Origin of the sequence: Lachnoanaerobaculum sp. Marseille-Q4761, assembly GCF_017565785.1 — a bacterium.
Lineage (GTDB): Bacteria > Bacillota > Clostridia > Lachnospirales > Lachnospiraceae > Lachnoanaerobaculum.
In genome coordinates, this window is sequence record NZ_JAGEKB010000002.1 from 386,532 (window position 1) to 412,776 (window position 26,245).

Genomic DNA, 26,245 nt, shown 5'->3' on the forward strand with positions numbered 1-26,245 from the left:
CTTATATCTAATATATTAAAGCTGTTAAAAAAGACGGTCAGAACGACCGTCAAGCATTAAAATTTTAAACTCTGGATAAATACTCACCTGTTCTTGTATCAATCTTAATCTTATCACCAAGATTTACAAACAAAGGAACATAAACAACCGCTCCTGTTTCAACTGTTGCAGGCTTAGTAGCACCCTGTGCCGTATTTCCTGCAAATCCCGGTTCTGTATCTGTAATTTCCAACTCTACGAATAAAGGCGGCTCTACAGAGAATACATTGCCGTTGAATGAACATATCTTAACCATCTCATTCTCTTTTACAAACTTTAATGCGTCTCCAACCTTGTCTGAATTGAGTGCGATCTGATCATATGTATCAACATTCATAAAATTGAACATATCTCCATCTGAATATAAATACTGCATATCCGCTCTGTCTATTCTTGCCTGTGGGAATTTCTCAGTAGGTCGGAAAGTTCTCTCAACAACGCTACCTGTAATTACATTCTTAATTTTTGTACGAACGAATGCAGCTCCCTTTCCCGGCTTAACATGCTGGAATTCAAGAATCTGAAAAACCTGACCTTCCTCAATCTCCAATGTTAAACCATTTTTAAAATCACCTGCTGAAACCATTATTATTTCCTCCTAAAACTTTCATGCGATACTTGAACTATTTTATAACAATTTTTATATCAAATCAAGACTTAGTTTGTTCAATTATATACTCCATTGCTAAAGTATATCCATATAAACCAAGCCCCGCTATTTGACCTGTACATACAGGCTGTGTAATTGACCTGTGTCTAAACTCTTCCCTGTCGGAAATATTTGATATATGCACTTCCACCTTTATACAATCAAGGCTTTCCAGAGCATCCCTTATAGCAACACTTGTATGTGTAAATGCGGCAGGATTTATAACAATTCCTAAAGGCTTTTCATAATATGCTTCCTGAAGCTTATCAACAATAGCACCTTCATGATTGCTCTGAAAACATTCCACATCCACGCCAAGCTCTTTTGCTTTTTTTTCAATCATTTCCAAAAGATAATTATAATCTCTATTTCCATAAACTTCCTTATTTCTTATACCGAGGAAGTTCATATTTACACCATTTATTACCAGAATTTTCATCCCATTCTCTCTCTAAGCTTCTCTGTCAACAATACTTTTACTTTTTTTATTATATCTTCGCTTACTTTGACATCATTCCATATTTCAAAACTCTCAACACCTTGAAGAATAAGCATATCAAGTCCGTTGATACAGATTTTGCCGTTTTCTTTCATTTTTTTTATAAATGCAGTTTCAAATGGTGTATAGATAAGATCAATACCCGAATCACATTTTTTATAAAATTCATTATCATCAATTATACAGCTGTTTATATTAGGAAACATACCCACATCTGTAGTTTGGAATACAAAATAATCCTTATACTCCAATATATCAATATTTTTTTTCAAATCATCCAAAGAGATTGTGGATATATTTTTAAAGCTGTTAAAAATTTCCGCTTTTAATTCTTCAGCCCTTTTTATATTTCTGTTTACTATGGTAATAGACCTTGCACCCTCTTCAATTGCAAGATAAAGCGCAGCCTTTGCGGCACCACCCGCTCCAAGTAAAATAATATCCCTATCCTTTATAGAAAGCCCGTTATTTTTTATACATTTACACAGTCCTATAATATCGGTATTATAGCCCCTATATCCTTTTGATGTCTTAACAAGAGTATTTATTGCACCGATTTTTTTTGCTCTCTCATCAATTTCATCAACAATGCTTAATACATCCCTTTTATATGGAACGGTTATATTAAATCCCTTTATATCCAAAAAAAATGCCCCTTTTATAGCATCTTCTATATTTTCTTTTACATGAAATGCCATATATTTCATATCTATATTCATTTCATTTGCCAAAGTATTTTGTAATAGAGGTGAAAGGCTGTGAGAAACAGGATTTCCTATAATTCCATATATTTTTGTACCGGCGTTTATCATTTTTTCTTCCTCTTTGATAATTTCCTTTTATAAAAGAACAGCACTATTTTTTCAAAGAATCTTTTTAATACTATCTGTATCTCCTCCTTGGGGCTGATAGGATTAACCAAAACAGAATATACCTCTGCATTGTTCGCACCCCAAATATCGGTAAAAATCTGGTCTCCCACAAATACCGTCTCTTCTTTTTTGACATTCAAAATATCCATAGCCTTTAAATAACCCTTTTTTGAAGGCTTATTTGCCTTATATATATATGGCGAGGATACCATCTTTGCAAATGGAGCCACTCTTTTTTCTTTATTATTTGAAATCAGGCAGGTTTTAAATCCTATTTTTCTTAATGATTTAAAAAATTCTATATTAGCCCTGTTTGCCCTTGTTCCATGTGTGGTCAAGGTATTATCAATATCAAAAAGCACCGCCCTAAAGCCCCTATTGTAGAGCTTTTTAAAATCTATATTATATATATCTTTTTTATATAAATCCGGAAAAAGTTTATTCATAAAAATCATTTCTTTAACAGTTTTGCAATCTCATCCACAAAAGTATTTACATCCTTAAACTCCCTGTATACAGATGCAAATCTTACATAGGCAACCTCATCCAAATCCTTTAATTTTTCCATCACAAGCTCACCTATCTTTCTGGTAGGTATTTCACCGACTTCCATAGAATAGATTTGGTTTTCTATATCATCTACAGTCTTTCTTATCATAACGGTAGAAACAGGTCTTTTATGGCAACTTTGTATAATACCTGCTTCTATTTTGGATCTGTCAAAATTTTCTCTGGTATCATCCTTTTTTATAACCATAAGAGGTATGGTTTCAAGTTTCTCATAGGTGGTAAATCTTTTATTACATTTCTCGCACTGCCTTCTCCTTCTTATAGAAGAGTTGTCCTCTGCCGGGCGAGAGTCAATCACCTTTGTTTCCTGCGCTTGGCAAAACGGGCATTTCATAAGCTTATCCTTTACTAAAAATCATTTTATAACTCATCTGTTTCCACATCAAAATTATCATCAAAATCAAATTCAAACGGCAGATTATAATAATCACCATAATCCAGTGAATTATTGTAATCACTGAAATGGTCATACCAATTATCGTCATAACGATAATCGGTATCTGTCATTCCTAACATAAACAATATAAATAAAATTATTGTAACAACGGAAAGTATAAATCCTGCTATAGACAGTGCAAGTCCAAATCCCGCCTTTGCATCAACCCCATGCCCGTTTCCCATTGATAAAACAAACAGTACCACTCCGGCTATTCCAAGCGGTATTCCAAGGCACATACAACAAAGTACACAGCTAAGTATTCCTACAATCAGGCAGGCTAGCGAATATTGTTCTTCTTTCATTTATCCTCCTTAAAAAATTCATTTAAACATATAGAACCATAAGGTCTTATTTTCATTTTATAACATGAACCCTTGCCCATAAATTTATCCATATAGGCAATATATTCATCACTGTATTTTTCAGGCACCATTGCCATTATAACTCCGGCAAACCCGCCGCCATGTACTCTGGTGGCTCCAATATTCCTTTCATTTAAAAATTTTTCCGACAGTGACAATGCCACGGTGATTCCCTGCTCATTCGGTGCGTTATTGGTATATACATTTTGCAGATACTTCCATGATGAATTACCGCTATCTGTAATATTTTTTAAGAATGTTTCAAAATCATTCTCCGCCAAAGCCTTCACCTCTTTTTCAACCCTTTTGTTTTCATCAAAGAAATGGATACTTCTAAGTATAGCTCTGTCTCCGGCAAATCCTCTTATCTTTATTATATTCTCATAAAACTCTTCTTCATTTACTTCCGACAATGTGTTTTTGCCGAAATATTTTGCCACCATTTTCATTTCTGCAGGTATGGATGAATAATCAGCAGAAAGATCCGCATGACCTCTTCCTGTTTGAACTATAATCAAATCATGTTCGGCACCTGCAAAATCAAAATCTATCTCATCCACCTTCGGCAAATCGGGATTTTTAAAATCTATACTGATAAGTCCGCCATAGGCACAGCACATCTGATCAAGCAGCCCGCTTGATTTATCCCAGTAAATATTCTCTGCATATTTTCCTATATAGGCATAATCTGTTTTTGATAATTTATTGTCATTAAATAATGTATTTATAATCTGACATATCAAAGTTTCAAAAGCGGCTGATGAGCTTACTCCGGCACTTGAAATAACATTGCTGCTGATATAGGCATCAAAACCGCCTATAATCGCCCCTCTTTTCTTAAATCCTGCCAGAATACCCTTTAACAGCTCCACAGTGCCTATTTTCTCAACCCCCGGCTCAATATCCTTTATATTTACTTTGAACTTCTGTGAAAATGTCTCACTTATAATATTTACAATATCACTGTCGTTTTTTGCCGCTACAGCTATACAGTCAAGATTTATGCTTCCTCCAAGCACCTTGCCGTTATTGTGGTCCGTATGATTCCCTGAGATTTCCGTTCTTCCCGGAGATGAAAAAAGCTTAATATCCTTTTTGCCGAACTCTTTTGAAAAACCGTTTAAGATACATTCATATCTCTTTAGATTTTTTTCAACTTCATTCTTTCCATAAAGCTCTTCAAATAATTTTTTTCCGTTGTTTTTTAATATATTTTTTGCCTCAAGTAAATTCATATAACCCTCGCTAAATGTTTATAGTAAATCAAACATAAATATTATCCATCTATGTATTCTAAAAATAGTTTATCATAAATCCAAAAAAAGTACACAATTTATTATTGTGTACTTTCATATATTTAAGATTTATCCTATTGCAAGTACTATACCGCCATCGCCTGCATACATGGTCGCCACACCTGCACCGTTTACAAGCTTTACATCTTTAAACTTATTGCAATCACGAAAAAGATTTGCTACATACTCGCCTCTCTCCTCATTATTTATATGAGTTATACATACTATCTTTTCTTTCGTATTTTCTCCGGCCTCCTCTATCGCAAGTTCCACCATCTTTATGAGTGCCTTTTGCATGCCTCTTTGCTGGTCCTTTTTTACTATAACACCGTCCACTGCTCCCATAATAGGCTTAATATTAAGAGCCGATGCTATAAATGCGGTTACAGCAGAAAGCCTTCCGTTTTTTCTTAATGTATCAAGCGACTCCAACACAAAATATGTCTTCATCTCATCTCTTAGCTTTGTTATTCTTTTTGATATCTCCTCAAACTTAAACCCCTGTTCACATAATTTTTCAAGTTCCAGCATAAGTCTGTATTGACCTGCTGAAGCGGACTTTGAAGAAAGTACCAAAATATCCTTTTTCTCATACTCTTCTTCATAAAGATTTTTTCCGATTTCAGCGCTCTGATAGCTTCCGCTTAAATGGTCTGAAAGTGTCACCACAAATATCATATCCGTATCACATTCCATAGCCTCTTTAAAAGCTTCGGGAGAAGGGCATGCACTCTTTGCACCGACTTTTGACTCAGCCATTCTTTTTATAAAATCTTTTTGATTAAATTTATCATCATCTATTACCTGATAGTCTCCGATTTCAAGTGTCAGAGGCACTATTCTTATATTTTCATTTTTTTTCAGATTCTCATCTAAGTCGCTACAACTATCCCCAATTAATCTATATGTCATATTTTTCAACTCCGTTTAATGTAGTTTTTAAAACTACATTCATTATAATTATATCACCTATATAAGTCAAGTATATAAAAAAAGGCATTTATCTCGGAAAAGCTTGCTATTTTATTTATATATGTTAGAATATTTTCTATTACATAAAGCTTTACGTTTTGTGTAAAATATTTTAACATGAGGTTTTTACATAATGAAAATAAGTGCAAGAAATCAGTTTAAAGGAATTGTAACTAATATTAATGAGGGTGCTGTTAATGCTATCGTTTCTATCGAAGCAAACGGCGAGGTTATTTCATCCACAATTTCAATTAATGCCGTAAAGGAATTGGGGCTTAAAAAGGGTGATGCGGCATATGCTATCATCAAAGCTACAGAGGTTATGATTGCAACAGAGCTTCCAAAGATCTCTGCAAGAAACAAATTCCACGGAGTAATCAAGGGAATTCAAAGCGGTTCTGTAAATGATATTGTAACTCTTGAGACCAAGTTCGGTGTAGTATCTTCTACAATCTCAAAGAATGCTGTTGAAGAGCTTGAGCTTTCTGTAGGTAAAGAGGCTTATGCAATTATCAAGGCTACATCAGTAATGGTAGGTATTGAATAATACATTTTAAAAAGAGCCATACCAAGGCTCTTTTTTTAATGTATTATTTTAATTTAAGCATAAGCTCATTGCTTCTTTTTATAAATGCACTCATTCTCTCAGGCGATAGCGGACTATGTGATATTGAAGCCATATCATAAAGATGCTCACAAATCATATCAAAGCATTCTTCATGAGTATTTTCCAAAAGCGCCTTAACAAGCGGATGGTTTGCATTAAGAACCAAAGTTTCACCTTCACCGCCAAACATTGAAGGATTCATTCCCATCATTCCGTATTGCTTCATCATCTCCTGCATTCTTCTGCTTTCTTCGGATATTGTGATTACGGATGAGATTTCATCATTTTTTAAAGGCTCTATAGCTACCTTCAGTTTGTCATTATGAATAGCGGCTTTTACCTTCTCTGATAATGCTTCATAAGATGCCTTTAAATCTTCACCTATTTCCTCACTTCTCATATCATCAGTCATATCGGAATCTATTCTGAGGAATTTTACATTATTTCTCTTCATTTCAAGACTTGTAATAAAAGGTCCGTCAATACTATGAGGCAAAACCACCGCATCCTTTCCGGCTGATTTAAAGATATTCACATATTGACTCTGCTCTTTTACATCATTCACATAGAATATATTTATCTTTTTATCATCCTTATTTTCTGCGTTCTTACTTTCCTCATTTTCATCTTTATTGATTTCCTTGTCTTCCTCTACAAGCTCACTGATTGTAAGGTATTTATCATTTATATTTTTAAACAATATAAACTCTTCTATCTTTTTACCAAACTTTTCATCCCTTAAATAACCGTATTTTATAAATGGAGCTATATCATCCCAGTATTTTTCATATTTTTCTCTCTCTGTCTTGCACATACCTGAAAGCTTATCCGCTACCTTCTTTGCAATATACTCAGAGATTTTTCTTACCGAACCGTCATTTTGCAGAGCTGACCTGGATACATTTAAAGGAATATCCGCACTGTCTATTACGCCCTTTAATAATAAAAGGAACTCAGGAATAACCTCTTTTATATTATCCGCGATAAATACCTGATTATTGTAAAGCTTTATAGTTCCCTCTATTGAATCATATTCAGTATTTATCTTAGGGAAATAAAGTATTCCCTTAAGATTGAAAGGATAATCCATATTTAAATGAATCCAAAACAGCGGTTCCTTATAATCCATAAAGACTTTTCTGTAAAACTCTATATATTCCTCATCACTGCACTCATTCGGATGCTTTGTCCAAAGAGGATGTATATCATTAAGTGCTACAGGTCGTTTTTTTATCTTTATCTTCTCCTTGGCAGGCTCTATTTCCACCTCTTCCTTAGTGCCGTCTTCATTCTCTTTTTCCTCTGTTTTTGCCGGCTCTATAATATTCTCTATTATAGTATCCGTATCTAAAAGTTCATCCTTTTCGATTATCTCGGTAGCTTCCTCAGCATCAATATCCTTTAGGAAAATCTCCTCCGGCATAAATGAACAGTATTTGTTTAATATCTCTCTTACTCTGAATTCATTTGCAAACTCATGGCAGTTCTCATTCAGATACAGTGTAATGGCTGTTCCCCTTGAGCTTTTGGTTCCTTCACCCATTTCAAACTCAAGCCCTCCGTCACTTACCCAATGTATCGGTGTCGCACCTTCCTTATAGGATAATGTGTCAATACTTACCTTATCAGCCACCATAAATGCTGAATAAAATCCAAGTCCGAAATGACCTATTATCTGATCATCATTGGTCTTATCCTTATATTTTTCTATAAAATCCACAGCACCTGAAAAAGCGATTTGGTTTATATACTTTTCCGCCTCTTCCTCAGTCATACCGATACCGTTATCGATAAATCTGATCAATTTCTGCTTAGGGCTTACCTCCACATTGATTTTATATTCTTCTCCCTCAGGCTTTGTAAACTCTCCCGCAAGGCTTAATTTTTTTAATTTTGTTATGGCATCTGTTGCATTGGATATCAACTCTCTTACAAAGATATCATGATCTGAATAAAGCCATTTTTTTATAATTGGAAAAATATTTTCACTATTTATTGATAAATTCCCTTTTTTCATTTCATCACCTCTAAAATAAATTTTTAAAAATTATCTTTTGCTCTGCTATAACTATTATAACCACGAAAATATAAAAGTCAATAAAAAATTGGCACTCGAATAACTCGAGTGCCAACAATATTTAAAATTCTATATTTATTTTACCAGCTTATCAAGCTCTTTTACAGATTCAGTCTCAATTGCAATGCCGTGACTTGCTTTGGCTGCATACTGATTTACAGCTCCCTGGGATTTTTTAATATTCTGCATTGTTCCCGGTCCCGCTACACAACCGCCCGGACATGCCATACCTTCAAGAAGATATCCGGGATACTTGCCTGCCTTTGCCATAGTCATCATCTTTCTGCATTCAGCAAGACCTTCCGCATTCATTATCTTTACTTCCTTATCAGGATATTGGCTTTTGATAACGCCTACAACCGCCTTTGCAACTCCTCCCGATACAGCAAAGTTTCTTCCGTCTGTAGATGCATCATTGACACCGTTTGGATCTTCTGCAAGATTCTCTATATCTATATGCTTTGCATCAAATATTCCCGCCATCTCCTCAAATGTAAGTACAAAATCCACTTCACTTCTTACCTCGGTCCACATAGCCTCAAGCTTCTTTGCGGAACACGGTCCTATAAATACCACTTTTCCTTCCGGATGCTGTTTCTTTATAAGTCTTGCTGTAAGTGTCATAGGTGTAAGTGCCATTGATATACATTCAGCCCGGTCAGGGAATAATTTCCTTGCCATCAAGGACCATGAAGGACAGCATGATGTACCCATAAAAGGTAATTTCTCAGGTACTTCTTCAAGGAAGTCAAAAGCCTCCTGTGTAGCACACAAATCGGCACCGATTGCCACCTCAAATACATCGGCAAATCCAAGTTCTTTCATTGCGGCACGAAGTTTCCCGGGTGTAACCTTAGGTCCGAACTGGCCTACAAAAGCCGGTGCGATAGCCGCATATACTCTGTCTCCCGACTGGATAGCTCTTATTGTCTGGAAAATCTGTGATTTATCTGAAATAGCTCCGAAAGGACAGTTTACAAGACACTGTCCACAGGATACACATTTATCATAGTCAATATCCGCCTTACCGTTTTCATCCGAAGAAATTGCATCCATACCGCAAGACGCCGCGCATGGTCTTGTCTGTACAATTATAGCATTGTATGCACAAACATTTGCACATCTTCCGCATTTAATACATTTTTCCTGATTTATACTTGAAAATCCGCTTTCCTTATCAATCTTTACCGCACCTGTCGGGCATACCTCGGAACATGGATGTGCCAAGCATCCCTGGCAACCGTCAGTTACATATACCCTTTTTTCCACACAACCATGGCAGGCGAACTTTATTATATTTATTAATGGTGGTGTATAATATGTTTCAGCCTTATCAGCCAGCTCAATGCCTTCCGACACAGGCGCATGATTTGCCGCACTTCTATAAGGCAATCCCATAGCAAGCCTTAATCTTTCACCTACTATAGCTCTTTCCAGGAAAACATTATTTCTAAAATTCCCCACCTCACCCGGAATAATTTTATAAGGGAGTTCCTCTATTCTTTTATCCACAGGCCATTCTGTGTGATATGCCATTCTGGCAACTTCTCTAAAAATTCTATGTCTTATTTCCTGAATTCTTGTTTCAACACCTCTCACAAATATTCCTCCACTAAAATAAATCAAACATATATAGTATAAACAGCCTCTTTTTTACTTACTGTTTTCTATACCGAGCAATGATATTCTACTATATTTAAGTAATAAAAGAAAGGATGTTTGTTATTTTATTAGCAATTTCTTGTTCTTTATAAAAAACAAATATACCAAAAAAGGCAGACCGTAACGGTCCGCCCTTAAAGTTTTTAATTATTAATCTTCTTTTTTCTTTGTTGAAACTACTAATGCACCTGCTGCAGCTGAGAATCCGAGTAATGCTGTGTAAAGTCCCATTGCTGAAGGATCAGCTGTCTTTGGAACATTTAACTTACCACGTTTAGCAGCATTTACATCGCCTACATTTGAACCTCTGCTTGGATCTACAGGTGTAGCACTGTTTGTAGGTGAAGGTGATGAACCCTGTGAAGGTGTCGGATTACCTGGTGCTGTAGTAACAGGTCTTGCACTACCGCCGCCTCTTGAAGAGCCTGAACCTGAACCACCTGATGAACTTCTGGATCTTGATGCATTCGATGAAGTTGCATTTGAAGAAGTTGCATTTGATGCTGTAGATCTTATTATATTGGTAGTGACACCCGGTGTAACAATAGGTGATGGAGCTCTCTGTCCCGGTGCCTGGATGATGTAAGTAGTATTACCATCCTCGATAACCTGAGAATGCTGAGCATCTGCACTTACTCTTGTTATAACCTGGGGTGTCTCAGCAAGTGCAACCATTGCACCTGAAACCAGGCTTACACCTAGACCTACTGAGAAAACCGTTTTTTTGAATTTTGTTAAACGCATGGCATGATATCTCCTTTTCATATAAACTTTTTGTTGTCACTAATATAGCGTTATATGAAATAAAATTCAACCCCCTTGTGTAATATGTAACATTATAGTAAGTTTTCTTACGATAATATTACAGTTACTGTTAAATAATTATTTATTCGGAATCACCATCCAATTTCGAAGCCCTTGCTTCAACTTCTTTCTTTTGAATATCTCCCGGTGTCTGCTCATATCTTGCAAATTCATAGCTGAATACACCGATACCTCCTGTCATAGAGCGCAGATCCGTATTATATCCGAAAAGCTCAAGCATAGGTACATCAGCTCTTATTATCTGCTTACCGTGATTGATTGATTCCATACCGAGCACTCTGCCGCGTCTCTTGTTCAGATCTCCCATTACATCACCTGTAAACTTATCCGGAACTACTACACTTACTGTATATATAGGCTCCAATAATACAGGAACAGCCTTCATAAATCCGTCCTTAAATGCAATGGTGGCAGCCATCTTAAATGCCATCTCTGATGAGTCAACCGGATGATATGATCCGTCTAAAAGTGTTGCCTTAACACCTACTACAGGATACGCAGCCAAAGGTCCCTTTATACAGCATTCAGCCACACCTTTTTCTACTGCAGGGAAGTAATTCTTCGGTACGGATCCTCCAAATACGGTTTCTTCAAATACATACGGTTTCTCAAGATCTCCTGAAGGTTCAAAACTCATCTTAACATCACCGAACTGTCCATGTCCGCCTGATTGCTTTTTGTATCTTCCGGCAGCCTCTACCTTTTGTCTGATAGTTTCTTTAAATGCCACCTTAGGTCTTGAAAGCTCTATCTTTACCTTATATCTATCTAAAAGTTTGCTAACTACAATTTCAAGTTGTTGATCACCTATTCCATAGAGAAGAGTCTGTCTGTTTAAAGTATCATTTGTATGCTTAAGAGTCAAATCCTCTTCCATAAGTTTTGACAGACCTGATGAAAGCTTATCCTCTTCACCCTTATTTACTATCTTATATCTCATACATGTATATGGTGATGAGATTTTCGGTCCATGATATAGTATAGGTGCGTTCTTTAATGCAATGGTATCACCTGTAGTTGTCACATTAAGCTTTGCCATTGCACCTATATCACCTGCCACAAGCTCAGGCACTTCTATAGCGCTCTTTCCTCTGAGTACATATATCTTTCCTGATTTTTCCTCTGTTTCCTTACCTACATTGTATATGGTACTGTCAGGTTTGAGAGTACCTGTACAAACCTTAACCAAAGAGTATTTTCCTATAAAAGGATCCACTATCGTCTTAAATACTCTTGCTGATAATGATACCTCTTTATTATATTTTGCAGTAAAATGCTCGCCATTGCTTACATCCACTCCCACACATTCCTTAAAATCAGGTGAAGGGAAGTACTTTTCAATAGCCATCATAAGTGCCTTAAAGCCCTGTGCGTCAACTCCCGAACCCATCATTACAGGCACTATATCTCCGTTACAGATATTCTCTTTAAGTGCAAGTGCCACTTCATCATCAGTGAACTCCTCACCTGAGAGATATCTTTCCATATACTCCTCACTTGTCTCAGCTACAGCCTCCATAAGCGCTTCTCTTGCAATCTTAAGATTTGCCTCAACATAGTCAGGTATCTCACACTCAACATAATCGGAAAGATTTGTAAATCTTCTACCCTTCATCTTTACGACATTTACAAATCCTACGAATTTTTCATTTTCTCTAATAGGAAGATGGAATGGCGCCACTTTTCTTCCGAACTTTGTTTCAAGTTTCAAAAGCAGTTCACGATAGCTTGCCTTATCATCATCCATATTTGTTACAAAGAATATTCGAGGTAATCCGTACTCCTCGCACATCTCCCATGCTTTAATTGTACCTACTTCGATTCCCGCCTTGCAATTGACTACAATGATTGCAGCGTCTGCAGCAGATATAGCTTCTTCCACCTCGCCTACAAAGTCAAAATATCCCGGAGTATCCAAAAGATTTATCTTTATACTTCCGGACTCACCTTCATATTCTACCGGAACCAAAGATGTACTGATGGAAAAACCTCTTTTAATCTCTTCTTTATCATAGTCGCTTATGGTATTTCCGCTTGTAATACTTCCCATTTTGGAAATATTTCCTGCCACAAAGCTCATAGCCTCTGCCACTGTAGTCTTACCCGAGCCTCCATGCCCAAGTAATACGACATTACGAATCTGTTTAGTTTCATAAACCTTCATAAGAGAATCCCTCCTTTTTAGTCAATAGACTTTTCTGATAAAGATATTTTACTAAACATACGATAAAATTTCAAGTTTTATATTCAATTTATACAATGTAATTTCCGTTTTTCTTATAGTTAAACTATGGAAATTTTTATAATAATTTTGTATAAAAAGACGATTCTAGTAAATTTAAATAGCGGAAATCAAATTTTATTTTATTACAGTTTGGCTGTCACATTTAGAACTTTGCAGTTTTAATTTGTTAAAGTGAAAATATTGACTATTGTGGGTAAATGTAATAGACTTTTTGTATTTAATACAGTCAATGCATCCGTGAAAGGAGTATTATGCAAGATAATAATATAGCTTTTATAGGCTTCGGACTTATAGCCGGCTCTATTGCCAAGGCAATAAAAAAATATCTCCCTAAATCAAAAGTATATGCCTATACCGATAACAGTCAGGAACTTTTAAAAGGTAAAAGTGAAGGTATCATTGATATTATCTTAGAGCATATAGATAAGACTCTTTTAGAATGTGATATAGTATTTTTATGTACTCCTGTGGAATTAAATAATATTTATTTGGAGAAAATAAAACCGTATATAAGAAAAGATGCCATTATCACTGATGTAGGCTCTACAAAATCATCTATTCATAAACTGGCAAAAGAGCTTGAACTTGAGGATGTATTTATAGGAGGACATCCCATGGCAGGCTCTGAAAAATCCGGCTATGAAGCCTCAGATCCTCTGCTTTTGGAAAATGCCTATTATATGCTTACTCCATCCTCAAAATTCCCTGATGCAAAATTGGAGGAAATAATATATATTATTAAAAAAATCAAATCCATTCCATTTGTAATAGACTATCAAAAACATGATACGGTTGTTGCCGCCATCAGCCATCTTCCTCATATAATTGCAGCCTCTTTGGTAAATCTTGTAAAAGATAATGACTATGATGATAAAGTTATGAAACAGCTTGCCGCAGGAGGATTTAAAGATATTACAAGAATTGCATCGGCATCTCCCATTATGTGGGAACAAATCTGTATAGTTAATTCAGAGCCTATAAATATGGTGTTGAGAAAATATATTGATATATTGGAGGATGTATATTCGCATCTGTCTGTAAAATCAAATTTATATATCAGCGATATGTTTGAAAAATCAGGTGAATACAGAAATTCCCTTGATACCAATGCTCAAGGACTTATTATTTCAAAGCATGATATCAGTGTACATATACAGGATAAGCCCGGAGCAATATCCATTATCTCTGCAATACTGGCTGCAAATTCTATAAGTATAAAGAATATAGGCATCAATCACAACAGAGAGAAGGGTGAGGGTGCACTTAATATCTCTTTCTATGATGCCGACTCATGTGAAATGGCAAGAAAATTATTAAAAGAATATAATTACAGAATTATTTAGTTTTGGAGGAAATATGATAAAGGGTAAATTAAAAGTTCCGGGTGATAAATCCATATCCCATAGAGCCGTTATGCTCGGGGCTATATCAAAAGGTACTACATATATAAAAAATTTTCTGACCGGTGCAGACTGTATATCCACTATTTCAATATTTAAAAAAATGGGAATAGATATAGAAATGGAAAACGATTTTGTTGTTGTAAAGGGAAGAGGACTTTATGGATTAAAGAAACCTGATACTATTTTAGATTGCGGAAACAGCGGTACCACTACAAGACTTGTAAGCGGTATTTTATCGGCACAGCCTTTCACCTCCGTTCTTACCGGTGATAAATCAATACAAAAAAGGCCTATGAATAGAATAATACAGCCATTATCTTTGATGGGAGCGGATATTAAAAGCAATGAAGGTTTTGCCCCTCTTACAATTACAGGGAAAAATCTACATGGCATAGAGTATAATTCTCCTGTAGCAAGTGCACAGATAAAATCAGCCATATTACTTGCAGGACTTTATGCAGACTCTTCCACCACTGTTATAGAACCTGCCAAATCCAGAGATCATACCGAGCTTATGCTGCAAAAATTCGGTGCAAATCTGACTACCGAAAAAAAATCCGTAACAATCAATCCCTGTATCGAACTCTTTGCAAATGATATAGATGTGCCATCGGATATATCATCAGCCGCATTTTTTATGGCTGCTGCAATTTTGGTTCCGGGCTCTGAACTTATACTTGAAAATGTAGGTATCAATCCTACCAGAGACGGAATTATAAGAGTATTAAAGGATATGGGCGCAAATATAGAGATAATCAAGTCTACAGATGAATTTGAACCTGTCGGAGATATAAAGGTGTCATACTCAAAGCTTCATGCAACAACTATCGGCGGAGATATTATACCGACTCTTATAGATGAACTTCCTCTTCTTGCAGCCATGGCCGCTTTGGCTGAGGGTACTACTGTTATAAAAGATGCCGCAGAGCTTAAGGTAAAGGAGTCAAACAGAATAAAAGTTATGTGTGAAGAACTGTCTAAACTTGGGGTAAATGCGGTTGAAACAAAAGACGGCATGGAAATTACAGGTGGTTCCAAAATATTTGGAAATATTACTGTAAACACCTATGACGATCATAGAATTGCAATGACCTTTGCAATATTAAATCTTGTATCCGACGGAGAAATAAAACTTGATAATAAAAAATGTGTTGAGATATCCTATCCTGAATTTTTTAATGATTTAAAAAAGGTAAATATATAAGCCATAAAATATATTTTACAGATGCAGATTTCTTCGGTATAATACAACAAACAAGTATTTATAAGGCTTTTACAGAATGTAATTATAGTAGATACATTGGATAATTCATAGTATATATTCATGAAATAAGAGGAGTTTCATTGTAGAAAAAACAAAATTGAAAGGAAAGAATATGGCTCAGGAAAAATTTGATTTGGAAGAAGCTTTAAAAAATTTAAATAATAATCCGGTACCTCAAAAAAAATCAGGCACTATAAAAAGAAAAACAACATTAAAGATAGAGCCTGACTACAGATATGAGGCATGTAATGAATCCTTCCCCTGCGCAAATTGCAAAAAAATGATTTCCCCCGAGGGTGCTGGCACACATCATAGAAATCACTGCCCATATTGCCTTTCATCTATTCATGTGGATAATGAGCCGGGTGACAGAAAAAGTGATTGCAAAGGTATTATGGAGCCTATTTCCATCTGGGTAAAGGATGATGGAGAATGGTCAATAGTTCACAGATGTAAAAAATGCGGTAAACTTGGTACCAACAGAAGTGCGGCGGATGATAATCCTGTTCTTTTGATGTCTATAGCTGTAAAACCTCTGGCTTTTCCACCTTTTCCACTTCATTTACTTGATAATATTATTAAAAAAGATTAAAACCGAGGCGTGTAAAAAAATTTTACACGCCCCTTTTTATATTTATTCAGTTACTTCTTCTTTTCTGATTTCCTTTGTTCTTATCTCTTTGCAAATCATATCTACAAAATCCGAAAGCTTTTTGCTGCCCTCATCTCCTGCAAATCTGCTTCTTACAGATACACTTCCCTCAGCTTCTTCCTTCTCTCCTACCACAAGCATATATGGAAGTCTTGAAAGTCTTGCATCTCTTATCTTAAAGCCTATTTTCTCCGTTCTTGTATCAACAGTTGCATCCACACCGTTTTTCTTAAGTTCCTTTAAAACGATATTGGCATATTCAGCATATTTATCCGATATAGGAAGTATTCTTACCTGCTCCGCACATAACCATGTAGGGAATTTTCCCGCATATTTTTCAATAAGCCATGCAAGTGTTCTCTCATAGCAGCCGAGTGATGTTCTGTGAACTATATAAGGTCTTACCTTTGCTCCGCTTTGATCGATATAGTAAAGGTCAAAGTTCTCTGCAATAGCCGCATCCAGCTGAATTGTAATCATAGTATCTTCTTTACCATATACATTCTTTGCCTGAATATCGATCTTTGGACCATAGAATGCAGCCTCACCGTCAGCCTCTGTGAAAGGAAGCCCCTTCTCAATAAGTATATTTCTAAGAGCAGCCTGAGTACCCTCCCAGTAAGCATCATCTCCAAGATATTTTTCCTTATTATTCTTATCCCATTTTGAAAGTCTGAATGTTACATCATCTCTAAGTCCTAAAGTATCAAGCACATAGATTGCAAGATTTAAGCAATTTTGAAGTTCTTCCTCAGCCTGATCAGGTCTTATTACATTATGTCCCTCTGAGATTGTAAACTGTCTTACTCTTGTCAGTCCATGCATCTCTCCCGAATCTTCATTTCTAAAGAGTGTGGATGTTTCTCCCATACGATATGGCAGATCTCTGTAAGATTTTTGTGTATTTTTATATACATAGTACTGGAATGGGCATGTCATAGGTCTGAGTGCCAAAATCTCTCCGTCATTTTGAGGATCTCCAAGTATAAACATACCGTCCTGATAATGATCCCAGTGACCTGATATTTTATATAGATCCGATTTAGCCATAAGAGGAGTCTTTGTTCTTACATAGCCCCACTCATTATCCTCCAAATCCTCTATCCATCTTTGGAGCTTTTGTATCATCTTTGTACCCTTTGGCAGCATAAGAGGAAGTCCCTGTCCTATTACATCCACTGTAGTAAATAGTTCCATCTCTCTTCCAAGCTTATTGTGATCTCTAAGCTTGATATCTTCAAGATGCTTTAGATGCGCCTCCAGCTCCTCCTTTGAATTATATGCTGTACCGTATATTCTCTGAAGCTTAGCCTTATTTGAATCGCCTCTCCAATAAGCCATGGAGGATGATATAAGCTTAAATGCCTTTATATCCTTTGTTCTTTGAAGATGAGGTCCTGCACAAAGATCTGTAAAATCTCCCTGCTTGTAAAAAGATATCTTCTCATCCTCAGGCAGATCCTGAATCAACTCCACCTTATAAGGCTCTCCCTTTTCTTTCATAAATTTGATAGCCTCTTCTCTTGGCAACTCAAATTTTTCAATATGTGCTCCCTCTTTTATAATCTTTTTCATCTCGGCTTCAAGTTTATCAAGATCCTCTCTTGAAAAAGGTTCATGATCAAAATCATAGTAAAAGCCTTCCGCAATACTTGGTCCAATGGCAAGCTTTGCCTCAGGAAAAACCCTCTTTACCGCTTCTGCCAAAACATGTGATGCGGAATGTCTTATAACGGAAAGTGCCTCCTTATCCTTTATTGTAATAAGATTCAGCTCACAATCAGAGTCAATTTCATCCCTTAAATCATGCTTTACACCGTTTACCTCGCCTGCAACTACATTTCTTGCAAGCCCCTCACTGATATCCTTAGCTATATCAATAATACTTTTTTTGCTTTCATACTCTTTTATCGAGCCGTCTTTTAATGTTATCTTCATATTTCCTCCTATTCTCCATATAAAGTAATTGTCCCTGCGATAAGAAAAAATCGCCCTTAAACTTTCGTTTAAGGGCGATTGACGCGGTTCCACCTTAATTCGGATATATACATATCCCTCATTTGATTATAACGGAATCACCGTGCTTTATTAAAGCCACTCTGAGATGGTCTTCACATATATTTCCATAAATTGCTCTCAGCTATGCAACTCTCTCTGTGATTTCTATATATGCTACTTTTCTCTTCCTCGTTTATGCACAATATAATATTACTTGATTTTGTCTTTGTCAAGTATACTTATAACTTTTATTGTAAACTCTCTAAATATCTGAGCATTCCCTCCACTGCCAACTTAGCCTGTGCTACAGCATCAACCACTGTTTTTGAGCCATGCACCACATCACCTGCCGCAAAAACGCCCTCAACAGTTGTCATACAATTCTCATCCACTATCAAAAGACCTTTATCCGATGCCCTTAATCCTTCTGTTGTAAGCACCAGCTTATTCTTTGGACCGTTACTTACAGAAATAATGGTAGAGTCTGCATCCACATAATCAAGCTCTTTTTCATAGCCTGTAACATTTCCCTCATCATCAAATATTGCAGTCTTAAAAACAGGTCCGTCATAAGTAATTGACTCAATTGCCTTGCCGAAAATAAACTCGGCACCCTCCAGTTTAGCCGACTCCACCTCTACCGAGTTTGCAGCCACTCTCTTGCTCCTGGCATAAAGTCTTACAGTTCTTGAGCCACGCCTTAATGCGGTTCTTGCCACATCCATTGCGGCATTTCCCATACCGATTATTGCCACACTCTCTCCAAGCTTATGTCCGTTCGGATTTGCCAGATAGTCCACACTGAAATGGACATTTGGCATACTCTCACCCGCAATACCCAGAGTCTTTGCTCTCCATACACCGGTTCCTACAAATACAGCCTTATATCCGTCTCTAAACAAATCCTTTATCTCAAGTGCACCACCTACGGCAGTATTATTTCTGATTTTAATTCCGATTTTTTCCATCTTATCATAGTATCTTTGCATTAAAGATTTTGGCAATCTGAAATCCGGAATACCGTATTGAAGAACTCCTCCTATGGTATTTTTCTCATCAAAGATAGTTACATCATAGCCTTCCTTTATCATCTTGAAAGCTACTGTCATACCTGCCGGACCACCACCTATAATAGCAACCATTATATTTTTTCTCGGCTTTTTAACAAATTCCATTCTGTCCAAATAAAAATCCGATATAAATTTTTCAATATCACAAAATCTTACAGGATTGTTTTTTCTGTTCATTATACAGTTTCCAAGGCATTGAGCCTCATGGTCGCATACTATTGAGCAAACCAAAGACAAAGGATTGTTTTCAAAAAGGATTTCTCCCGCCTCCATTATCTTACCTTCTTTAAAAAGTGATATTACCTGCGGTATTGATGTTGTTATAGGACAATGACTGCTGCAAAGCGGCTTTTTACATTGCAAGCATTTATTTGCCTCATTTATTATATGTAATCCCATACTTTACCTCTTACTTTTATCATAGACTTAATATAAACAGCGTTAAGTGTACAGGTTAGCATAAGATTTTTCAATAAAGTATCTGATAAAATACATTTAGATATTTTTTTATCAATAATCTACAAACTATTTATTCTTAAAATATGCCTTAAAACATTCAAATGTTTCTTCGCTTATATAATGTTCTATTCTACATGCGTCTTCTATTGCAGTATCCTTACTTACACCAATTTTTTGTAAAATCTCTCCCAGGACATTATGTCTTTCCAATGTTGATTCTGCAATTTCCATTCCCTTCGGAGTCAGTGTTATATGTCCTTCATTGTCCACTTCCACATAGCCGTTTTCTCTGAACTTTTTCATCTGCTCGCTTATAGTAGGCTTTGAATAACCCATTTCTCTTGCAATATCCACTGCTCTTACTACACCCGTTTTCTTTTTCAATCTGAGTATAGTCTCCAAATACATCTCAGCAGCTTCCTGTATAACCATACTTTCCTCCTTCTTAGTTTATTTCTACTAACTGTTTCTATATTTATTATACACAAAACGGTCACATAAAACAATTGTCACCAATCTTTTTTGTTACCTTTTTGTGAAAAATCGGACATCAAAAGATGTCCGACAATATTAAAATTTATTTATCTTAATTTTCCGGCATCAAATTTGTCATGCTTGAAAGTGATATACCTACAGTCGACAAATTATGTAAAAGTGATGATGTTGCCGGCGCAACCATTCCAAAAATACCAAGTCCGATAAGCGTACCGTTAAATCCCATAATAAATCTGAAATTTGAATCCACACGCTTCTTTAACATATTTGAAAGCTCTTTTAATTTTACAAGTTCATTCAAATCATCCGCCGATATACATACATCAGCTATTTCCCTTGCAATTGCAGCACCTTCACTTATGGCGATACCGCAATCCGCTGCGGATAATGCAGGTGAGTCGTTTATACCGTCACCAATCATTATCACGGTTCTTCCCTTTGCTTTCTCTTTTTCCACATAGCTTGCCTTATCCTCAGGCAAAACTTCCGCATAGAATTTATCTACACCTACCTCTTTTGCGATAGCCTCTGCTGTGTAATGATTATCTCCTGTCATCATTACAGTCTTTTTAATGCCGAGAGCCTTAAGCTTCTTTAACACATCCTTTGCCTCGTCTCTTAAAGGATCTGTGATTTCTATAATTGCAGCCAGCTTACCGCCTATAGCCATATAAAGATGTGAATATCTGTGATCGATATTATCAACCACTTCTCTTGCCTCAGGGCTTACCTCAACCTTCTCGTCATCAAATACAAAATGTGAGCTTCCTATTACAACCTTCTCGCCCTCGATTCTGCTTGCAATACCATGTGCAACTATATATTGCACCTCTGAATGCATCTCTTTATGACGAATCTTTCTATCCTTAGCTTCCTTAACTACAGCATTGGCAATAGAATGAGGATAATGCTCCTCAAGGCATGCAGCAATCTTTAACATCTGATTTTCATCATCACCGTCAAATGTAATGATTCTGTTTACCTTAGGGCAGGCATGTGTCAATGTACCTGTTTTATCAAATACTATGGTATCAGCCTTGGCAATTGCCTCCATAAACTTCCCGCCCTTTACAATAATCTTATGATTGCCGGCTTCTCTCATGGCGGATAGTACAGCCAGAGGCATGGAAAGCTTTAATGCACATGAAAAGTCAACCATCAGCACAGATAATGCTCTGGTTATATTTCTTCCAAATAAATATGTGAGTCCTGTTGTAAGAAGTGTATATGGTACAAGTCTGTCAGCAAGCTTATTTGCCATATTCTCAGTATTTGACTTTAACTTCTCACTCTCCTCAATCATTGATACGATTTTGTCATATCTGCTTTGACCTGTAGCTGATATGGCTCTTAGTAGACATTCTCCCTCTTCAACTACAGTACCGGCATATACTCTTGAACCGGCGCTCTTTTCAACAGGTACTGATTCACCTGTAAGTGAAGCTTGGTTTAACATAGCCTCTCCGCTAATCATTTCACCGTCAAGAGGAACCACATTACCTGTATGTACTCTGATAATATCTCCTGACTGAACCTGTGAAATAGGCACAGATACTTCTCCGTCATCTGTTACAAGCCATACCTTATCCACATTTAATGACATACTTCTTGCCAAATCGTCAACAGATTTTTTATGTGTCCAATCCTCCAACTCGCTTCCCACTCCAAGTAAGAGCATCAAAGAGCCCGCTGTTGAGAAATTACCCTGAGCTATTGATATACCTATTGAAAGTGCATCAAGCAAATCAACTTCAAACTTCATTTTAAAAAGGCATCTTAATCCTCTGCGAATATATGGTGCCGCCTTAAAAACAGTATAAATATTATTGATAATATTCGGGAAGAACATGTTTCTTACACCTGTAAATATGAGCATTCCTACCATCTTTTCCTGGAAATCCCTTGTTATCTGTCTTCCCGAAGTGCTTGGCATACTTTCAAGCAAAGCTTTATTATTATAGTCGAATTTTTTAAGTTTATTTATAACTGCGTCTCTTTTATTAACATTATAATAAACAGCGACATCACAGGTTCTTTCATATACAACGGCTTTTCTTACAAATTCAAAGCCCTCTAAATAGTATTGAAGCATATCCGCTTCTTTTATACTCATTCTCTTTTGAGCCATGCGTACACGCATTCTTTTCTTTGACTCATGTAAAATCTTAAAATTCACTTTTTAACCTCTAAATCCTTTTATAACTTAAGGAAGAGTTAAACTCTTCCTTATACCAGAATCTCATTATTAAAAATTTTAAAGAGAAATTACTCCTCTATATTAGCCTCTGCTTCCTTTGCTGCACGCTCTTCATTTATATCCTTAGCCTCTGCTAAAATATCACTTGCATTCTCCTGTACACATGAAACTGTATCCATTACAGACTCTTTCATACGAAGAACTGCTGCAGCTCCCTGTGCATAAGCCTTCTTTGCATCCTTGCTTGAAAGCAATTTAATTCCTGCTGTTCCGAAAGCAACTCCTGCTGCAAATAATCCCCATCTCTTACAATTTAAACAATTTAATAAAAACATTTTAATCCTCCTTAATCAGCGTTAATATGTCTCACTTAATAAGTTAGCGTTGACTAATATTAACAATTATATTTTACAAAATTTATTACACTAAAGAATATATCATAAACTAAAGTTAATGTAAATAGAAAATTCATGTTTTTTTCAACTTTTACCAGTTAATATTGTATTTTTTTAAGTGCTTTTTAGTTAGTTTTTACTAATGTTGTGTATCTTCGGTAAGTAAACTCTAACTTTTTCTTAAAAAAAACTTGCAATTGATGTTAGTGTATGCTAACCTATAGAATGTATCTGACATGTTTTAGCAAAGAAAAGGAGGAGGAGTTATGATGCCTTTACTTATGGCTAACTTAGGCGAAGAATACACCATAAAGCAAATCGGCGGTCGTGAAAAGGATAAAACCTTTTTGGCAACCCTCGGTTTTGTTTTAGACGGCAAGATTACAGTTGTTAATGCTATGGCCGGAAACTTGATAGTTAACATCAAGGATTCAAGAGTAGCAATCAGCAAGGAATTAGCCTCTAAGATTATGGTCTAAGTTAGCTTGGAAATTTATTATCAGTTTGTAAATATTTTATATTTACACTTACCGGTGGATATTCCATTGTGTTTTTTTGAGAATTACTAATTAAACTACAGAAAGGAGAAAAGAATGGATACTTTAAGAGATGTAAAAATCGGTGAGAATGTTACCGTTGCCAGAGTTCACGGCGAAGGTCCTGTTAAAAGAAGAATTATGGATATGGGTGTAACAAAGGGTACAACTATTCATGTACGTAAGGTGGCTCCTCTTGGTGACCCTATTGAGGTTACTGTTAGAGGATATGAGCTTTCTATTAGAAAAGAAGACGCAGAAAAAATTGAAATAACCAGATAAGGAGCTAATATGGCAATCAGAATTGCACTTACCGGAAACCCAAATACCGGTAAAACTACTTTATTTAATGCCTTGACAGGTTCAAACCAGACAGTTGGAAACTGGCCCGGTGTTACCGTTGAAAAGAAGGAAGGAAAGTTAAAAGGACATACAGATGTTATCATCACAGACCTTCCGGGTGTTTATTCTCTCTCTCCATATACATTGGAGGAAGTTGTAGCAAGAAACTATGTTCTCAATGAAAAGCCTGATGCAATACTTAATATCATTGACGGTACAAACCTTGAGAGAAACTTATATCTTACTTCACAGGTTACAGAGTTAGGTGTCCCTGTTGTTATCGCGGTAAACATGCTCGATGTACTTGAAAAAAGCGGAAACAAGCTTGATCTTGATAAAATGAGTGAAAAGCTTGGCTGTCCTGTAGTGGAGATTTCCGCACTTAAGAGTACAGGAGTTATGGAAGCGGCTGAAAAAGCTATCGAGATAGCAAAGAGCCACACTCTTCCAAAAGAAAAACAAGAGTTTGATAAGAATGTAGAGGATGCTATCAAGGATATCATTGCTCTTCTTCCAAACAGCGTACCTGAGCTTCAAAGAAGATGGTACGGTGTTAAGTTGTTCCAAAGAGATGACAAGGCTATGGAGCAGTTAAATCTTTCAGACAGTACTCTTGCTGAAATTGAAAAGATCATAACAAAATGTGAAGATACCATGGATGATGAAGCCGAGAGTATCATCACATCTGAGAGATACAATTATATCTCCACAGTTATTGCAAGTTTTTATAAGGTTAAGAATAAAGACTATGTAAGTATTTCAGATAGGATCGATAAGATAGTTACAAACAGAATTTTGGGTCTTCCGATATTCGCAGCTATCATGTTTGCCGTTTATTATATTTCAATTACCACTGTAGGTACAGCAATGACCGACTGGGTAAATGATGTATTGGTTGCAGAAATTATTCAGCCCGGTGTTCAAGGTTTCCTTGAGTCTGCAGGCGTTGCCGAGTGGCTTGTCGGTCTTATTGTAAACGGTATTATTGCCGGTGTAGGTGCCGTACTCGGATTCCTTCCTCAGATGCTTACACTCTTCTTCTTCCTAGCTTTCTTAGAGGGCTGTGGATATATGGCGAGAATTGCATTCGTTATGGACAGAGTTTTCAGAAGATTCGGACTTTCAGGTAAGAGTTTTATTCCAATCCTTATAGGTACAGGTTGCGGTGTTCCGGGAATTATGGCTTCAAGAACTATTGAGAGTGAGCATGACAGAAGAATGACGGTTATTACAACCACATTTATTCCATGTTCTGCAAAGCTTCCTGTTATCGCACTTATATCAGGTGCATTGTTTAATAATGACGCGTGGGTTGCTTCATCAGCTTACTTTGTAGGTATTGCCGCTATTGTCGTCTCAGGTATAATGCTTAAAAAGACCAAGCTGTTTTCAGGCGATCCTTCACCTTTTGTTATAGAGCTTCCTGCATATCACCTTCCTACAGCAGGTTCAATCATCAGATCAATGGCTGAAAGAGGTTGGAGCTTCGTAAAGAAGGCAGGTACAGTTATTACACTTGCAACTATCCTTATATGGTTCCTCAGCTATTTCGGATTTGTAGACGGTTCATTTACATATCTTGCTGAAGATCAGATGGATTTATCGCTACTTGCACATATCGGTAATACTTTTGCTTGGATCTTCGCTCCTCTCGGATGGGGTACATGGAAGCCTGCAGTTGCAGCCATCACAGGACTTATGGCAAAAGAGAATGTAGTAGGTACATTCGGTATTCTATACCATGTATCCGATTTCAATAAGGATACCGGTGAGGGTATCTGGCAGCTTTTACATGCCGACTACACACCTATTTCAGCATATTCATTCCTTGTATTCAACCTTCTGTGTGCTCCTTGTATTGCAGCGATGAGTGCTATCAGAAGAGAGATGAGCAGTGTAAAATGGTTCTGGACTGCTGTAGGATATCAATGTGTGTTTGCATATATAGTAGCTATGATTATATATCAGGTAGGTTCACTTATAATTACAGGTAAGTTCGGTATCGGTACAATATTTGGATTTATCGGAATCGCAGCTATTATTTACGGTCTTGTGCGTAAGCCATATGAAGAAAAAGATTCTACTGTAAAAGCTAACGCATAAGTGGTTTTATTAAAGAAAGGAGATTATTATGGTAGCAACAGTTGTTATTTCAGCTGCATTGGTCGGTGTAGTAGGTCTTATTGTAAGATCAATTTATAAAGATAAGAAAAGTGGAAAATCCTCCTGTGGAGGCAGTTGTGGCGGTTGCTCAGGAAGCTGTCATACCTGATAATTATTTATAAAATATATTGCCCGAAATATTTTAAAGAGCCATAGCA

25 protein-coding genes and 1 other annotated feature are annotated in these 26,245 nt (G+C 36.4%); of the genes, 8 read left to right on the top strand and 17 right to left on the bottom strand.

The features are described from left to right. Positions 1–64 precede the first annotated feature (64 nt). The 8 genes from efp to J4O15_RS09010 all read right to left on the bottom strand — a co-directional run bounded on the left by efp (position 65) and on the right by J4O15_RS09010 (position 5,637). A complete protein-coding gene (gene efp, locus J4O15_RS08975; protein ID WP_009218330.1) occupies positions 65–625 on the bottom strand; it encodes an elongation factor P in 561 nt (186 codons plus the stop codon). A 64-nt stretch (positions 626–689) separates the two neighbouring features. Further along, positions 690–1,127: a type II 3-dehydroquinate dehydratase gene (aroQ, locus tag J4O15_RS08980; RefSeq protein ID WP_208100516.1), complete on the bottom strand. Its 438-nt coding sequence runs from the start codon at positions 1,125–1,127 to the stop codon at positions 690–692. Beyond that, positions 1,124–1,999, bottom strand: a complete 876-nt coding sequence (gene aroE / locus J4O15_RS08985) for a shikimate dehydrogenase (RefSeq protein ID WP_208100517.1) — start codon at positions 1,997–1,999, stop codon at positions 1,124–1,126. The genes aroQ and aroE overlap by 4 nt, the downstream gene beginning before the upstream one ends. Next, positions 1,996–2,514 (bottom strand): YqeG family HAD IIIA-type phosphatase, encoded by a 519-nt coding sequence (locus J4O15_RS08990; RefSeq protein ID WP_009218327.1) that lies wholly within the window; start codon positions 2,512–2,514, stop codon positions 1,996–1,998. The genes aroE and J4O15_RS08990 overlap by 4 nt, the downstream gene beginning before the upstream one ends. Next, positions 2,511–2,963, bottom strand: a complete 453-nt coding sequence (gene nrdR, locus J4O15_RS08995) for a transcriptional regulator NrdR (RefSeq protein WP_009218326.1) — start codon at positions 2,961–2,963, stop codon at positions 2,511–2,513. Before nrdR ends, J4O15_RS08990 begins: the two co-directional genes overlap by 4 nt. A gap of 26 nt (positions 2,964–2,989) precedes the next feature. After that, a complete protein-coding gene (locus J4O15_RS09000) occupies positions 2,990–3,370 on the bottom strand; it encodes a DUF4190 domain-containing protein (RefSeq protein WP_208100518.1) in 381 nt (126 codons plus the stop codon). After that, on the bottom strand, positions 3,367–4,665 hold the full coding sequence (locus J4O15_RS09005; protein ID WP_208100519.1) for a galactokinase: 1,299 nt from the start codon (positions 4,663–4,665) through the stop codon (positions 3,367–3,369). Before J4O15_RS09005 ends, J4O15_RS09000 begins: the two co-directional genes overlap by 4 nt. 129 nt (positions 4,666–4,794) lie before the next feature. After that, positions 4,795–5,637 carry a DegV family protein gene (locus J4O15_RS09010; RefSeq protein ID WP_208100520.1) on the bottom strand — a complete coding sequence of 281 codons (843 nt, stop codon included), beginning with the start codon at positions 5,635–5,637 and terminating at the stop codon, positions 4,795–4,797. A 193-nt stretch (positions 5,638–5,830) separates the two neighbouring features. Between J4O15_RS09010 and J4O15_RS09015 the strand changes: the two genes are divergently transcribed. Next, complete coding sequence (locus J4O15_RS09015) at positions 5,831–6,244, top strand: TOBE domain-containing protein (RefSeq protein WP_208100521.1); 414 nt, start codon at positions 5,831–5,833, stop codon at positions 6,242–6,244. A gap of 43 nt (positions 6,245–6,287) precedes the next feature. Here the strand turns inward: J4O15_RS09015 and htpG are convergent, their stop codons facing one another. From htpG to J4O15_RS09035, 4 genes are all read right to left on the bottom strand, one after another. Continuing rightward, positions 6,288–8,321 (bottom strand): molecular chaperone HtpG, encoded by a 2,034-nt coding sequence (gene htpG, locus J4O15_RS09020; RefSeq protein ID WP_208100522.1) that lies wholly within the window; start codon positions 8,319–8,321, stop codon positions 6,288–6,290. 135 nt (positions 8,322–8,456) lie between these two features. Continuing rightward, positions 8,457–9,980 (bottom strand): 4Fe-4S dicluster domain-containing protein, encoded by a 1,524-nt coding sequence (locus tag J4O15_RS09025; RefSeq protein ID WP_208100523.1) that lies wholly within the window; start codon positions 9,978–9,980, stop codon positions 8,457–8,459. Between the two features lie 213 nt (positions 9,981–10,193). After that, the gene (locus tag J4O15_RS09030) at positions 10,194–10,787 is read right to left on the bottom strand and encodes a sortase B protein-sorting domain-containing protein (RefSeq protein WP_009218319.1); all 594 of its coding nucleotides are present in this window, start codon (positions 10,785–10,787) and stop codon (positions 10,194–10,196) included. A gap of 142 nt (positions 10,788–10,929) precedes the next feature. Continuing rightward, positions 10,930–13,032 (bottom strand): elongation factor G, encoded by a 2,103-nt coding sequence (locus J4O15_RS09035; RefSeq protein WP_208100524.1) that lies wholly within the window; start codon positions 13,030–13,032, stop codon positions 10,930–10,932. 332 nt (positions 13,033–13,364) lie between these two features. Here J4O15_RS09035 and J4O15_RS09040 point away from each other — a divergent pair, with 332 nt between their 5' ends. The 3 genes from J4O15_RS09040 (at position 13,365) to J4O15_RS09050 (ending at position 16,372) form a co-directional block, all read left to right on the top strand. Beyond that, positions 13,365–14,456 carry a prephenate dehydrogenase gene (locus tag J4O15_RS09040; RefSeq protein ID WP_208100525.1) on the top strand — a complete coding sequence of 364 codons (1,092 nt, stop codon included), beginning with the start codon at positions 13,365–13,367 and terminating at the stop codon, positions 14,454–14,456. A gap of 13 nt (positions 14,457–14,469) precedes the next feature. Next, positions 14,470–15,720: a 3-phosphoshikimate 1-carboxyvinyltransferase gene (aroA, locus tag J4O15_RS09045; RefSeq protein WP_208100526.1), complete on the top strand. Its 1,251-nt coding sequence runs from the start codon at positions 14,470–14,472 to the stop codon at positions 15,718–15,720. Between the two features lie 172 nt (positions 15,721–15,892). Continuing rightward, positions 15,893–16,372, top strand: coding sequence for an RNHCP domain-containing protein (locus tag J4O15_RS09050; RefSeq protein WP_208100527.1), 480 nt, complete (start codon positions 15,893–15,895; stop codon positions 16,370–16,372). Between the two features lie 42 nt (positions 16,373–16,414). Here J4O15_RS09050 and thrS read toward each other — a convergent pair whose 3' ends face one another. The 5 genes from thrS to J4O15_RS09075 all read right to left on the bottom strand — a co-directional run bounded on the left by thrS (position 16,415) and on the right by J4O15_RS09075 (position 22,986). Next, complete coding sequence (gene thrS / locus J4O15_RS09055) at positions 16,415–18,370, bottom strand: threonine--tRNA ligase (protein ID WP_208100528.1); 1,956 nt, start codon at positions 18,368–18,370, stop codon at positions 16,415–16,417. 67 nt (positions 18,371–18,437) lie between these two features. Beyond that, positions 18,438–18,629: a binding site (T-box leader), on the bottom strand. 49 nt (positions 18,630–18,678) lie between these two features. Continuing rightward, the gene (locus tag J4O15_RS09060) at positions 18,679–19,899 is read right to left on the bottom strand and encodes an FAD-dependent oxidoreductase (protein WP_009218313.1); all 1,221 of its coding nucleotides are present in this window, start codon (positions 19,897–19,899) and stop codon (positions 18,679–18,681) included. A gap of 126 nt (positions 19,900–20,025) precedes the next feature. After that, positions 20,026–20,391 carry a metal-dependent transcriptional regulator gene (locus J4O15_RS09065; RefSeq protein WP_009218312.1) on the bottom strand — a complete coding sequence of 122 codons (366 nt, stop codon included), beginning with the start codon at positions 20,389–20,391 and terminating at the stop codon, positions 20,026–20,028. A 154-nt stretch (positions 20,392–20,545) separates the two neighbouring features. After that, a complete protein-coding gene (locus J4O15_RS09070) occupies positions 20,546–22,582 on the bottom strand; it encodes a heavy metal translocating P-type ATPase (protein WP_208100813.1) in 2,037 nt (678 codons plus the stop codon). A gap of 137 nt (positions 22,583–22,719) precedes the next feature. After that, a complete protein-coding gene (locus J4O15_RS09075) occupies positions 22,720–22,986 on the bottom strand; it encodes a DUF6110 family protein (protein ID WP_009218310.1) in 267 nt (88 codons plus the stop codon). A gap of 326 nt (positions 22,987–23,312) precedes the next feature. Between J4O15_RS09075 and J4O15_RS09080 the strand changes: the two genes are divergently transcribed. From J4O15_RS09080 to J4O15_RS09095, 4 genes are all read left to right on the top strand, one after another. Next, positions 23,313–23,525 (top strand): FeoA family protein, encoded by a 213-nt coding sequence (locus J4O15_RS09080; RefSeq protein ID WP_009218309.1) that lies wholly within the window; start codon positions 23,313–23,315, stop codon positions 23,523–23,525. Between the two features lie 114 nt (positions 23,526–23,639). Then, positions 23,640–23,864: a FeoA family protein gene (locus J4O15_RS09085; RefSeq protein ID WP_009218308.1), complete on the top strand. Its 225-nt coding sequence runs from the start codon at positions 23,640–23,642 to the stop codon at positions 23,862–23,864. A 9-nt stretch (positions 23,865–23,873) separates the two neighbouring features. Next, positions 23,874–26,027, top strand: a complete 2,154-nt coding sequence (feoB, locus tag J4O15_RS09090; RefSeq protein ID WP_208100529.1) for a ferrous iron transport protein B — start codon at positions 23,874–23,876, stop codon at positions 26,025–26,027. 28 nt (positions 26,028–26,055) lie between these two features. Next, positions 26,056–26,196, top strand: a complete 141-nt coding sequence (locus tag J4O15_RS09095) for a FeoB-associated Cys-rich membrane protein (protein WP_009218306.1) — start codon at positions 26,056–26,058, stop codon at positions 26,194–26,196. The last annotated feature ends 49 nt before the right edge of the window (positions 26,197–26,245 follow it).